The sequence below is a fragment of the Gordonia sp. YY1 genome (assembly GCF_009872315.1).
Lineage (GTDB): Bacteria > Actinomycetota > Actinomycetes > Mycobacteriales > Mycobacteriaceae > Gordonia > Gordonia amicalis.
The window spans coordinates 1-12790 of sequence record NZ_WXYI01000014.1; the positions used below are offsets into that span (position 1 = coordinate 1).

General features: G+C 63.5%; 10 protein-coding genes and 1 pseudogene. 1 reads left to right on the plus strand and 10 read right to left on the minus strand.

Annotation, left to right across the window (positions count from 1 at the left end):
* From BPODLACK_RS16885 to BPODLACK_RS16910, 7 genes and pseudogenes are all read right to left on the minus strand, one after another.
* On the minus strand, positions 1-750 hold a 750-nt coding region (locus tag BPODLACK_RS16885), incomplete at its 3' end, for a helix-turn-helix domain-containing protein (RefSeq protein WP_236577700.1).
* A 91-nt stretch (positions 751-841) separates the two neighbouring features.
* Complete coding sequence (locus BPODLACK_RS23605) at positions 842-1192, minus strand: hypothetical protein (RefSeq protein WP_010844931.1); 351 nt, start codon at positions 1190-1192, stop codon at positions 842-844.
* Positions 1193-1488: 296 nt separating this feature from the next.
* On the minus strand, positions 1489-2541 hold the full coding sequence (locus tag BPODLACK_RS23610; protein WP_020169780.1) for a hypothetical protein: 1053 nt from the start codon (positions 2539-2541) through the stop codon (positions 1489-1491).
* A gap of 159 nt (positions 2542-2700) precedes the next feature.
* A pseudogene (locus BPODLACK_RS23925) lies at positions 2701-3183 on the minus strand (TniQ family protein); the annotation flags it as partial.
* Positions 3149-4222: an ATP-binding protein gene (locus tag BPODLACK_RS16900; RefSeq protein WP_006369929.1), complete on the minus strand. Its 1074-nt coding sequence runs from the start codon at positions 4220-4222 to the stop codon at positions 3149-3151. The gene BPODLACK_RS16900 and the pseudogene BPODLACK_RS23925, both read right to left, overlap by 35 nt.
* A complete protein-coding gene (locus BPODLACK_RS16905; RefSeq protein WP_079931101.1) occupies positions 4219-6228 on the minus strand; it encodes a helix-turn-helix domain-containing protein in 2010 nt (669 codons plus the stop codon). The genes BPODLACK_RS16900 and BPODLACK_RS16905 overlap by 4 nt, the downstream gene beginning before the upstream one ends.
* A complete protein-coding gene (locus BPODLACK_RS16910) occupies positions 6225-6950 on the minus strand; it encodes a TnsA-like heteromeric transposase endonuclease subunit (protein WP_006369927.1) in 726 nt (241 codons plus the stop codon). The genes BPODLACK_RS16905 and BPODLACK_RS16910 overlap by 4 nt, the downstream gene beginning before the upstream one ends.
* 177 nt (positions 6951-7127) lie before the next feature.
* On the opposite strand from BPODLACK_RS16910, the gene lon reads away from it, so the two are divergent.
* Positions 7128-9455 (plus strand): endopeptidase La, encoded by a 2328-nt coding sequence (gene lon, locus BPODLACK_RS16915; protein ID WP_159405766.1) that lies wholly within the window; start codon positions 7128-7130, stop codon positions 9453-9455.
* A gap of 53 nt (positions 9456-9508) precedes the next feature.
* Here the strand turns inward: lon and BPODLACK_RS16920 are convergent, their stop codons facing one another.
* From BPODLACK_RS16920 to BPODLACK_RS16930, 3 genes are all read right to left on the minus strand, one after another.
* The gene (locus tag BPODLACK_RS16920; RefSeq protein ID WP_159405767.1) at positions 9509-10339 is read right to left on the minus strand and encodes a DUF1353 domain-containing protein; all 831 of its coding nucleotides are present in this window, start codon (positions 10337-10339) and stop codon (positions 9509-9511) included.
* A gap of 105 nt (positions 10340-10444) precedes the next feature.
* A complete protein-coding gene (locus BPODLACK_RS16925) occupies positions 10445-11707 on the minus strand; it encodes a sulfotransferase family protein (RefSeq protein WP_159405823.1) in 1263 nt (420 codons plus the stop codon).
* Complete coding sequence (locus BPODLACK_RS16930) at positions 11707-12789, minus strand: DUF1214 domain-containing protein (protein ID WP_159405768.1); 1083 nt, start codon at positions 12787-12789, stop codon at positions 11707-11709. Before BPODLACK_RS16930 ends, BPODLACK_RS16925 begins: the two co-directional genes overlap by 1 nt.
* Position 12790: the final 1 nt, after the last annotated feature.

The following is a 12790-nucleotide window of genomic DNA, read 5'->3' on the forward strand; positions in this document are numbered from 1 at the left end:
TCCCGGTCGTACTTCTTCCGCTTCTCTGGCATCGTGCTCCTCATTATCGATGCCTCTACGGTTCGGGGGGAACCTCAGTCTGCCGGTGAACTGGTTGCCGTTGTCGGTGAGCACCTCGAACGGCACGCCCCATCGATTCATCGCCCCGACGAACGCTTCACACACGGCACTGCCACTGGGCTGCTCGAGAACCGCGGCGACGGTGACGAAGCGGGAATGGTCGTCGATGCCGGTCAACAGTTTGCATTCCCGGCCGCCAGCCAGGAACACACCTCCAACCAGGTCGAGTTGCCACAGATGCATCGGAGCTTCCCGCTCCCATCGCTTGTAGACCCGTTTATGTAGCTGCTCTTGAGGATTGACCAATCCGTTGCGTACCAGCACGCGGTGCACCGTGGCCCGCGCGGGCGCGGGCGCATAAGGGTCGAGGCGTCCGAGTTCGTAGACGATGCGCCGGGCACCCCACCGCCGGTGGGTGCGTCGCATTTCGCAGATCGTCGCCTCCACTTGTGGAGAGATCTGGTTCGGGCTAGTACGCGGTCGGCGAGATCGATCCGATAAACCGCCCAGACCTGATGCGGCATAGCGCTTGCGCCACGCCGTGACCGTTTGGCGAGAGACACCGTAACGGTTAGCGACCTCGATGACCGGAGCACCGTCGGCGACTTCGGTGACCGCACGGAACCTGACCTCCACACGCACCCGTGCAGCGATCTCAGCATCGGATTCAGTCTCAGCAGAGAAGGACACCCCCCACACTCTGACTGCGACCACCGACAAGCGTGAGACGTCAACGATGTCCCGACGACACGACGTCAAGCATGTCCCGAGCCCTTACACGTCACACGTCGGCAACCCACCGGTGGCGGGTGGAGCCGTCGTGCTGGTACTCCGTCTCCAACTCTTGAAAGAACTCAGTGATGTACATGCTGGAGCGATACGGGAAGTACCGAACTTCGTCGACGTTCTGGGCATCGTCGCGTCCGAGGTTGCCCACGACGAGGTTTCCAAGAGCTTCGAGGTTGCGGCGACGGAACTTCACATGGGCATTGTTGCAAGCGACGCCGACGAATGCCCACACCTCGCGCGACCCTGCGGGCGATGCCCGATCAAGACCGAGGCGTTCGACTACCAGTTCGTCGGACCATCCGGGTAGCGTGTCGCAAGGGTCGGTTCCGAACTCGGCGGCCATGCCGTCGGCGGCAGGGAGATTGCACGCCCTGGTGGTTCTCGATCAATTTCCCACGGTGTATAGCGTGGACTTGCGGCGTTGAAGGTGTGCTGCAGGAGGATTTCCATCAGTGAGTTGAGTTGCCCGACTCCTTTGAGCCCGTGGCGTCGGTATGACTCATTCGCCTCGTAGACATCTGCGCGGCACATGTGCTGATCCGCCTCAAGCGTTCCGCGGTAGAGTGAGGGCATTCTCGAAGCCACTGACGAGCGCGAGTCAGATCTGTTGCCGGAGTGTCCTGTCTGCACGTAGCTCCTTCAAGGTGGGCGCCATTCAAGTGGCTCCTCGCCGAATCCCAGGTCAGGCAACAGGCTGTTTGATCGGATTGTGGACCACTGCTCGCGTACCAGGTTGCGCGCCGAGCTGAGATCGCCGTCGTTGGAATCCTCAGAGTAGAGCGATTCTGTCGCGAACTCGGCGGCCCCGCCGGTGTAGACCTCCCAAATCGCGACGGCTAGCGCGTGTGGAGTCACTGCTCTGAACGTGCGGCTCGTGCTAAGAATTCTCGCAATGGAGATCGTGAGATCTGGATTGGCAAGTTGAAGCCGCCGGCGGTGGTAATCGATAGGAGGCGGGCCGGTGAGCAGTTCCCGGGTCTGGTTCTCGATCTGATCCAGGGTGTCGGTCCAATCGCCGCTGCGCTTGATCTGGCGGATGAGTAGTGGTGGGTAGCGCGAGAATTCGTGAGGCAGTCCTAGCGCGAAAGCGATATGGCCCCAAGGTCTCGCGGTCCCAGACCGTGCAAGGAGCATGGAAAGGACGGCGCGATCCTTCGCAGTCGTGTAGTCGCGGAATCCCGTCCAGTGAACTTGAGGTATCGACGAGAGAGGAATGTGGTTGCCCGGGATCTCGTGGGCCGTCGGATAACGGGCACACCCACTAGCAACTCGAAACGTCAGTTGTGCCGTCGGCGATAGCTTTTCGGCGAGCGGGGTGATGGCGAGGTGGCCGATAACCGCATTCGTCCGACTACGGGGCAAATCTCGGCCGTCCCTGAGAAGCCAGGTTCCTGGAGTAAGGACGCTCTGCTCTACGGCGAGCGAATGAGCCGCATGAACGTCCTCCTCGCAGAGGATGGACTTTACCTTGAGGAGTTGCTCGAGGCACGCGGCGTCAGGGTCGCTTGCTGCTTGACAGCTCATAATGGGCTTGCCCAGCGTCAGAGCCGCGTCGAAGTATTCGCGTGTACTGAACCGCTGACCGCCAAAGCTGTTCGTCGAAGGCTCTGATGCACCGCGTGCGAGTTCGAGAATCCAAACCTGAGCTTCAACGATCTCGGGGGCAACCCTACGGAACTCGACGTCGCGCAAGTCGTGGCCGCAGTATGCGTGTCGAGTTCTTGGTGTTCGGGGGCGATTGTCGCGCTGCGGACAGGCCCAGTTGGGGTCGGTGCTATTGGGCCAACTCGTGCCCGCCCACGGCGTCTCGGCGCACCGAGGGCAGTTGGTAGGCATCAAGATCGCATGTTCGACACAGACGCGGTGTAGCGGCAGTGACCATGTCGAGTTCCAGTATCCTTGCTGAGCAAGGCATTCGGGACAGTAGGAAGGGTCGAGGGGCATCGATTCCGAAGACTTACCGTACCGTTCCCAGTGCGTGCGAAATGCGGAAACAGCCTCGGATATGAGTCCTGCCCGGAGGTATCGGGCTCGTTCGTCCGGTAGCCCCACCGTATCCACAATCAAATCACTGTGCTCAGCGATATGCGCAGAGACTCGTGTGGGGGACCAGGCACTCGTTGGAATCCCGAGTTCTCGGAGTAGCGCGCGTGCGGTGAGTCCGTAGCGGTGGCCGAAACGGCGCAGCCAACTCGGTGCGGTCTCATCGTCCCTGGGGGCGACGAGTATGGGAAGCCGCCGCGGGTTGTACCCGTCTGGTATCGCAATTGCGGAGGGTAGTTGCTCCGCGTCGGTTCTCTCACCTCTTGGGAGTGGTGAGCCGCTGAGCGGCATTGTCAACGACGACCTCCTCCAGGATGCTCGCAGTAATTTGCTCGGTGCCCGTCTTAATAGCCAGATAGGCGGCCCGATCGAGCAGGTTCGTCAGTGAACCGATGTGCCCTTGCGTTCGGCGGAAGAGTTCCTTGCCGAAATCGGATAGTGTCCCAGGCGTTTGCGCGGCGAGCATTAGGTGCAATTCGAGGGCGTTGAGAAGCGAGATCCAGGCGACGTTGCTGGCATCGGAGTCGGTGTTGAACGGCGCGACGCGTGCACGTGTGGCACGGCGGGCAGTCTGTGCGTACACGGCACCGTCATCGCCTCCCAGGCCCTCGTCGAAGAACTTCTTCTCTGTGAGGCGTACACCGACGTAAATGAACGTGACCGCCATTTCGTTGGCCAAGCCCTTCAGATGATTGCTTACTTCGCGACCGTGACGGTCTCGAAAGTCGATGAAGTGAAGGTCATCGATGACAATTATCTGAGTCTCGCAGCTCCGTACGCAGTCGACCGCGAGCGCACCCAAACCAGAAGTATTCGCACCAGCTACCCCCAGATGGCCATAGAAGGCGAGGATCTTTCTGTTCAGGCCCTTGAGGGTGATTCCAGCATCGAGCGGGATGAAGGCGACCGGAATACGCTGATCGCCTGCGGCGGTCTCGCTGCTGAGGCGGCGAATTGCAGTTCGATGGAACTGCCTTGCGTAGCGGATGGCGATGGTGGTCTTACCGAGACCTGGCGGGGCGTCGATCACGACCGATCCGCGGAGGCGGTCGCCATCGCGACGGTTGGACGCCATGACTTGATCGATGACAGCGAAGGCGTGCGTGAGTTGAGCTGTCTTGACAGTCGGGAGGTTGGCATTCCATACAAAGCGAGCTTCGTTGTAGTCTTCGCGCTCGTCGTCGCTGAGCGCTGCGATCTGTCCCTTCGTGAGGAGTTCCAGGCTCGCGCGCGGCGGCGAATGCACGAAGTCGTGCCAGCCCACTTTTGACGCCAGGTTGTAGCGATGCGGTTGATTGTTTCGAAGCCATAGTGCCCATGGGTTACTCATTCGTCGAATACCTCATAGCTCGAATCGTCTGCACCTTGGTACTTCTCAAACACATCGAGGTCATCGTCCAAATCCCAACCTGGAGGGCGACGTTCTGCTCTCCTCGCGAGAAGGTCGATAACTCCTGGCAGTGATGCAATCTCGTCGTCAGGTTGGCCATCGCCAGTATCGCTTGCCGTGGAACGGGTGCTGGCCAGGCGTCGTGCGAGGGCGCGGTCGCGCTTGGATTTGGTGTTGCCTTTGGACCACTCATCGAGGAGGTTGCGGACGGCGTCCTGTGGGTCGACATGCCGGTTTTCGCGGACGGCCAGAAGCTTGGTGTAGTCGGCGGCGTCCGAGGAGAAGGGCTGGTCGAGTCCACCTGCGTGCTCCCAGACCAGAGGCGACCATTTGCCAGATGAGGGGTCGCGGAAGTACACGCGTCGAACATCGCCGCTGTCTATGTGGATTGGCCATTTTCTAGCCTTCGGACCACCGAAGTTGGACTTGCTATTCCGGTAAGGGTTGAGCGCCGCGCCATCGTATCGGCGCCCATCCACTTCTATGCCATAGTGCTGGATCGTGCGCCACTCCACATTGAGAAACTCGTACGCAAGGTCCGGTGAGGACGGGATGGTGAGTCCACCGGCGCGAGCCAGGCCGATCTCGTACATTTCGAGCGGTGATAGCTCGAGGCCGGGCGTCTCAGGGAGACACAAGCCTTCGTGTTTCGACCGGTGGTACACCCGAGCTGTCCACTCGCGAATTATCGACTCAAGCTCGGCGACGTAGTAGAACGCTTGACTCTCAATGTCTTCACCGCGGTGATAGACGTCGGGTCCCTTGTAGCCCGGCAGTTGCTGAAGCAGGCCGAGCCGAATGGTCTTGAAGAAGCGTTCGACAGTTGGCTTGTCTGACGCCTTCTTTACGATCGCAGGCTGAATCGAGATTCCGAGTCGCGCACAGGCGGATCTGACATGGTGCGAGAGGTAGATCTTGCCATGGTCAACAACGATTGACTCGGGTAGGCAGCCTGGGATGCTCGGAGTGGCATCGTCTGCGGTCGGGTCGTCGCGTTCGATTGCGATCGAACTAGGCACGCCGTGAAACGGCCACGCTCCGTCGTCGACCGGTTCTTGGGGCGTGACCGACTGGTGTAACACATTGGCCACGTCGATTGCCTTGGTTGAAATCGGGGTCAGGCGCAGACCGACAATGCAGCGTGTATAGAGGTCTTGCGCCACAGTGAGTTCGACCGGCACCCAACGCAGCGTGATCGGCTCCATCGCGAACACGTCGAGGCGCGTTGTGTCGAGTACGAAGTACTCTCCGGGGCGCGTGGCGCGCAAACGGCCATACGGGGCCTCCGGCCGGTCGGCGGCGATTCGCCGTGCCTTTCCGCTGCCAAATGAATAGCGACCCTTGGAGAGCTCGTCCAGCCAGCGGTAGGCGGTCGCATTGGATGGGGTGGGCGCCAGATCGGCGCCACACCGCTCGGTCAGCAGATTGTTGGCCTGGTCGATTACTATGTTTCTGCTGGGTGTGGATTCGCGTGTGTACCGATTGAGTACGTCGAGGCACGCCTCCCGCCAGAGTGGGTCGATCGGCGAGCGCTGCTTCCTTGCTTCGACGAGGCCGGCTGGTCCTGACTCTTGATACGCCTTCACCCAGCGTTTGACGGTGCGGTCAGACATGTTGTGTGCGAGAGCGACCGTTTCGGAGCTGCGACCGATAGAGTCGCCGCTGTTGTGATGCATCTCCAGTACTGCTTCGACGACGGCGAGCCGTGCGTTGTAAGTCTCTTGCTGTTTCTTCGTAAGATTCGAAAGCAGTTGTCCGGACGTCTCGCAGGGCCTGCGAGGTGCGTCGAGCGGCTGAGAAGACCTCACGAGGTGTGGAGTGCTCACCGCTCGTGTGCCGCGATCCGATTCGACTATCGACCGACTGTCGCTGATCTCGACTATGCGGACCACGGATCCGTCGATCCACACCCGATCGCCAACAGCAAGTCGATAAGTGTTGCTCATACGGCCTCGGCTCGATGGATCAAGGTGTTGTCGCCGAATGGCCGGGTGAGATCGGCCGTGAAGGTGCCCGTCCACAGAAGCTCGAGGACGATGTGTCGAGGCCGTGCAATCCGCTCGGCTGCGAGTGTGGCTTCAGCGTGCGCGATTGAGAGCTCCTCTGGAAATCGTTCGAGCACCGTCTGGAACAGGGCCGCGCGCGACTCGCGGCGAGCCTGAGAAGCGAATCTGATGTTGTTGATCAACGCCGAGTCCTCGCCGGTCCAAACCTCATAATCGGCGGAGAGGCGCTTGGACACCACCTTGGTCCACGTGAACACGGCCTTGACCTCGTCTTTCTGCGCGATTCGTGGATTCTTGACGTCCACGACCAAATATGACCCATCAGCCCGCGTCAGTAGGAGATCGGGACAGTGGCGTCGGCCGGTACCTCTGTCGTCGCCGGTGATCCAGAAAGGTTGCGCCGTGATCCAAACGACTTCGGGATCGAAGTCGGCAAGCAAGATGCGGTCGCGTTCGAGAAGGCTTTCGTAAACCACGTGGTCGGCTGTTGTACGGGTCCAAAAAAGACCTGGATAGTGGCGTTGGCCGGCGTGGGACGGTGGCAGGCGCACTGGCTGGGCTCGGGCCATCGAGCTGATCGAGTGATCCCTGACCTGACTGATGGTCTCGTCACCGGCTTCGGTAACGAAGCGAATCTCGGTCGCACCGATCTGATCAGGCATTTTGCTATCGTGCCGCATGACAGCCCGATGAGAACGATGACACGCCTATGACAAGCCGATGAGAAAATGACACGTTCGGTGAGAAGCTACATCTTCGTTCGCCCCTGGCATAAACCACGCGGGAACAAACTTCCAGCCACCTCAGTTGAGTCGGTCAGGCTTAACTCTGGAGGTTTCATGTCGCAGACATATTCACTGCCGGTCCTCTTCGTCCCGGACGTTGTCGTCCTGCCCGGCATGGTCGTGCCGATCCCGCTCGATGATGCCGCTCAGGCCACCGTCGACGCCGCGCGGGCGAGCGAGACCGGAAAACTGCTGGTCGCCCCACGCCTGGACGACCGGTATCCCACCTACGGGGTGATCTCCTCGATCGTGCAGGTCGGGCGTATCCCCGGCGGTGGACTGGCCGCCGTCGTCAAGGGTGAGCAGCGGGCTCAGATCGGGACCGGTACGCCCGGCCACGGCGCGGCGCTGTGGGTCGATGTGACCGAGGTCGAAGACTCCGAGGTCACCGACGAGGTCCGGACCCTGGCCGGCGAGTACAAGAAACTCGTCTTGGCGATGCTGCAGCGTCGCGAGGCGTGGCAGCTCATCGATGCGGTCAACAAGATGACCGACCCGTCAGACCTCGCCGACACCTCGGGCTACGCATCCTGGCTCACCGACGAGCAGAAACGTGAGCTCCTCGAAACACCCGACACGGCCGCGCGCCTGCGCCTGCTGATCGAGTGGACCGGCGACCATCTCGCCGAGTCCGAGGTCAGCGAGAAGATCGCCGAGGACGTCCGTGCGGGAATGGACAAGCAGCAGAAGGAATTCCTCCTTCGTCAGCAACTCGCCGCCATCCGCAAGGAACTCGGCGAGGACGAACCCGAGGGTGCCGACGACTACCGGTCGCGCATCGACGAAGCCGACCTGCCCGAGAAGGTGCGCGAAGCCGCACTCCGGGAGGTGGGCAAACTCGAACGCGCCAGCGACCAGTCGCCGGAGACCGGGTGGATCCGCACCTGGCTCGACACCGTCCTCGACCTGCCGTGGAACACCCGCACCGAGGATTCCACGGACATCAAGGGGGCCCGCGAGATCCTCGATGCCGACCACCACGGCCTCGACGACGTGAAGGACCGCATCGTCGAGTACCTCGCGGTGCGAGCACGACGCGCCGAACGCGGCCTGCAGGTCGTCGGCGGACGTGGATCGGGTGCCGTCATGGTGTTGGCCGGTCCGCCCGGCGTCGGCAAGACGTCGCTCGGCGAGAGTGTCGCCCGGGCCCTGGGCCGCAAGTTCGTGCGCGTCGCCCTCGGAGGTGTGCGCGACGAGTCGGAGATCCGCGGGCACCGGCGCACCTACGTCGGTGCGTTGCCCGGCCGCATCGTGCGTGCCATCGGCGAGGCGGGATCGATGAATCCCGTTGTGCTGCTGGACGAGATCGACAAGGTCGGCTCGGACTACCGGGGTGACCCGGCCGCGGCGCTGCTCGAGGTCCTCGACCCCGCGCAGAACCACACCTTCCGCGACCACTACTTGGACCTCGATCTCGACCTGTCCGACGTCCTGTTCCTCGCGACCGCCAACGTCATCGAGAACATCCCGTCGGCCCTGCTCGACCGCATGGAACTGGTCACCCTCGACGGCTACACCGAGGACGACAAGGTTGCCATCGCGCGCGACTACCTGCTGCCCAGGCAGGCCGAGCGTGCGGCACTCACCACCGACGAGGTGACCGTCACCGACGCGGCGCTCCGCGAGATCGCGGCGAACTACACCCGGGAACCCGGTGTGCGACAGTTCGAACGGCTTCTCGCAAAGGCGCTGCGCAAGGCGGCGACCAACCTCGCGCAGGGTAAGGCGAGCGCACCGATCACCATCGACGAGCCGGACCTGCGCGACTACCTCGGCCGTCCCCGGTTCACCCCGGAATCGGCCGAACGAACCGCAGTCCCCGGTGTCGCAACGGGTCTCGCCGTCACGGGAATGGGTGGTGATGTCCTCTTCATCGAGGTCAACGCCACCGACGGCGATCCCGGACTGAAGCTGACCGGCCAGCTCGGCGACGTGATGAAGGAGTCGGCACAGATCGCGCTGTCGTACGTGCGGGCGCACGCGGAGCAGCTCGGCGTCGAACCGGAGTTGCTCAACAAGACCATCCACGTGCACGTTCCGGCCGGAGCGGTGCCCAAGGACGGGCCGAGTGCGGGCGTCACCATGGTCACCGCACTGGTGTCGATGGCGACCGGTCGACGGGTGCGTGCCGAGGTCGGCATGACCGGCGAGGTCACGCTGAACGGCCGTGTCCTGCCGATCGGCGGGGTCAAGCAGAAGCTGCTCGCCGCACAGCGCAACGGGCTGAAGACCGTCTTCATCCCGCAGCGCAACGAACCCGACCTCGACGACGTGCCGGCCGAGGTCCTCGACGCCCTCGACGTGCGTCCGATGACCGATGTCGCCGAGATCGTCGAGCAGGCACTGGAACCCGCAGCGGGAGAACAGGTCAGCGCGGCCTGACATACACGAGCGGGGCATCGTCCGATTTCAACCGGCGGTGCCCCGCTGTCGTGTCATCGCAATCCCACAGCGCGGGCGATCCGCTCCAAGGCGCTGTACACAACCCAGGCGAGACTGGTCATGGCAGCAGCAGGCACCAGCCACAACGCCCCGACCGCGGCGATGAGGCTGGCGGCCCACTGCCGCCCCCACAGCGGTGCGGCGACGAAGATCATCAGCAGTGCCACCACGAGCGACCACGCCGGCGACGACACCGGCCACGGCCAGTCGAACAGCAACGCGCCTGCGGAACCGACCGTCGCAGTGATCCCGACGACGCTGAGCAACAGCCACAGCACGATGCTCCACCGGCGGTAACCGCCTGCGACCCAACGGGTGCGGAGCGCCACCGCGGACCACATGAGCCAGCGCTTCAGCCAGGGGACCCCGGAAGTACGCATCATCTCCCGGAAGAAGCGGTCGGAGAGCGTGTCACTCTGCAGCGCGCCGGAGTTGACCGCGTCGCTGATGAGCTCGTCATGGATCATCGCGGCGAGCGTGTGCCGCCCGTACGAGTCCTCGAACCACCGCATGAAGCGCGGGACCGACGCCAGATCCGTGGGATTGTCCTCACGTGGGACGAAAGTCCGCGCGTCGTCAACTGCCGCGCGTGCCCGGGCGTCACTCATCCCGCTGCGGACCAGTCGCGTCGACAGGTCCTTCTCGACATCCGGGTCCGAGTAACGAAAGGTGTTGAGTACGACGAACTGCCGATCGTCGACCTGGACCACCCGGACGCTGCCCTTGCCCGTGGGATCGTCGACTTCGAAACCCGAATGTGGCGCCACCCGCCACGGCACCCACCGGACATCCGTCTCGGCCTCTACCGACGTGACCTCGCCCATCTCGACCTCCCGAGTCCGACACCGCGACGGTAACCCCGTTCGACGGTGTGCGGGCGAGAAATCGGCTCGTCGGATACACAAGTGCAACCGGTCGTCGTCCTGCCCTCAGGACACCGGGTGCGACGTCCACTCGGCGACGACGTCGGTGTAGAACGCCATCCGTTCGCGCAAGGCTCCGGGGTCGATCCCGAATTCCTCGGGACCGTAACGATGTCTGCCCTTGCCGTGCCGCGGTTGCTCGGCGTTGTGCTCGATGAGCATCGACGAGATGTCGGGGGGTTCGACATCGGCCGCGGCATAGACCCGGCCGACGGTCTCCTCGGGTCGGGACACCAGGTCCTGGTAGTCGATGTCGAGGACGGTCGCCGATCCGGCTGCAGGGGAGTCGCGAAATTCGAGTGCCCGCCGGAACCACAACTCGGACTGCTGGATCTGGAACCGCCCGACGTCGTGCCCGTCGACGTCGTCGCTGTAGGTCGACCGGTATGTCGCGAACAGACTCGCGCCGGAGGCCACGGTTTCCACGATGTCGCGGTGAAGATGAACGATGCAGACTCCGGGATATGTCTGTGCGAGGTCGGCGAGTTCGGGAGTGTGGGCCGGTGCCTTCAGCAGCCAGCGTCGTCGGGAACCATCGTCGAGGATCTGCAGCATCGTGCGGTGCGCCGCGTACTCGCCGGCGAAGTCCTGCTCCGCCAGCCAGCGCGAGTAACTGTCGAGGCGCATCGTCGAGCTGAACGCCCAGTTGCGCATGGTCGTGCCCATTCCGAGCACGCACTCTTCGGGCAGTGCCGGCCCGGAATCGTGGACCGCGGCCATCGCCGGATTCAGCATGTGCAGTGGATTGGGCTCGGCGGCCTGGGTTTCGATCAGCTGCTCGCGCTCGTCCGGCGACAGCTGTGCAACCCGCCACGGGGCGTACAACTCCACCGGGCGTGGCGCGCGGAGACGGGGATCGCGGGCCATCAGCCGATACAGGAACGTCGTCCCGGTGCGCCAGCCCCCGATGATCACGATCGGCGGGAGCACATCACGCTCACTCACCGAGGGGTTCTCCCGCAGGGTCTTGTCGAAGATGGAGCGCGCCCGCAGCTTTCCGATCACCGCGTCCTGCGCATTCCGGACGCCGACGGCGTTCAACCGCCCGTCCTCGCCGGCCGATTCCAGGTACTGCTCCAGACCGGGACGCCACTGCGCCGGCTCGCCCAGACCCTCGACCCCGTGCTTCGCGGTGGCCCGTTCGACGATCGCATCGACCGCGCCGGCGCCCAGCCGATACCGATCGGGTCGTGCAGCGCGATCGGCTTCCGCTGCCGCATAGATGTTCTCGGCGACCGCTGTGCGCGGTGGCGGGGTCCAGGCGACCATCATTCACCTCGCAGTTCGTGGAGCTGCACCACCCGCACCGAGGGCAGGGGAGGGGTGTCCGTCGGTTGGAGAAAGCGCATGACGACGATGCCGAAGTCCCGTCCCTCGGAATCGATCCAGTCTCCGACACCGGGATCCTCGGCCGCGACGACGAAGCGGTAGCGACCGTCGACCACCGTGGCGGTGGCACCGGTGTACGACACCGGCCGGTACCGGAAGTCGAGGGAGTTCAGGAATCGGCTGTAGGCCAGGATGTTCCAGTATCGGCACTCGACGGTGTCGCCCTCGATGACCAGCGCCTGATCCGGTTGGAGCTGCCAGCCACCGCGGACGTAGTGGATGCCCGGTTCGGTGAACACCGCGCCCCCGGCCATCTCCGACCAGTGCCGCAGGGTGTTGGGCGGATCGAGATCGTCCTTCGTCGAGATCTCGAAGATCGTCGGCAGCATGGACGTCGTGGCCGCCAACGTGCCCAGCGCAGAAGCGAACCTGTCCGGATCGATCGACGGCGGAACCGGCGGTTCGACCACCGGTTCGATACTGCACCAGCCAAATTCGTCGTGTGCGACATCGCCGTGGAAGAACCTGACCCAGATCGCCCCGGAGCGTTCCGGGAGGTCCAGCCAGTCCCCGGCACCCGGCGCGGTACCGCCGACCACGATCTCGAAGCCGCCGTCGTCATCGAATCCGATGGCGTCGCTGTCGATGCGGGCTGTCGCCTCCGAGCCGATGCCGCCGGTCCGCTTGTAGACGGTGACCGACAGGTACGACGCATCCCCGCGGTTCCCGCGGATGCGGTAGGTGCGGTCCCCGCGGACCTCGGTGACCCAGTATTTGAAGTCGGGATTGTCCATCAGGAACTTGTGTCGCCACCCGTTGAACGGCACCAACTCGGGACGTTCACGGTCGGCTTCCAAGCGCGACAACTGATTCGACAGCCCGCGGACCAGTGCACGGAACCCGTCCGCCTGCTCGGCCGAATCGAGGTCGGCGGTGTCGGCCGCGAGCTTGTCGCCGGCGGTCCGGAGTGCGTCGACCAGGCCGTTCCACGCGGCGACCTCCGGCCGCGCCTCGTGGCTCATC

Bases quoted from the DNA above. Each gene is read 5' to 3' on its own strand.
- BPODLACK_RS23605 (WP_010844931.1), bottom strand. From the start codon at position 1,192: ATGGCCGCCGAGTTCGGAACCGACCCTTGCGACACGCTACCCGGATGG.
- BPODLACK_RS16900 (WP_006369929.1), bottom strand. From the start codon at position 4,222: ATGAGTAACCCATGGGCACTATGGCTTCGAAACAATCAACCGCATCGC.
- BPODLACK_RS16905 (WP_079931101.1), bottom strand. From the start codon at position 6,228: ATGAGCAACACTTATCGACTTGCTGTTGGCGATCGGGTGTGGATCGAC.
- BPODLACK_RS16910 (WP_006369927.1), bottom strand. From the start codon at position 6,950: ATGCCTGATCAGATCGGTGCGACCGAGATTCGCTTCGTTACCGAAGCC.
- lon (WP_159405766.1), top strand. From the start codon at position 7,128: ATGTCGCAGACATATTCACTGCCGGTCCTCTTCGTCCCGGACGTTGTC.
- BPODLACK_RS16920 (WP_159405767.1), bottom strand. From the start codon at position 10,339: ATGGGCGAGGTCACGTCGGTAGAGGCCGAGACGGATGTCCGGTGGGTG.
- BPODLACK_RS16925 (WP_159405823.1), bottom strand. From the start codon at position 11,707: ATGGTCGCCTGGACCCCGCCACCGCGCACAGCGGTCGCCGAGAACATC.
- BPODLACK_RS16930 (WP_159405768.1), bottom strand. From the start codon at position 12,789: ATGAGCCACGAGGCGCGGCCGGAGGTCGCCGCGTGGAACGGCCTGGTC.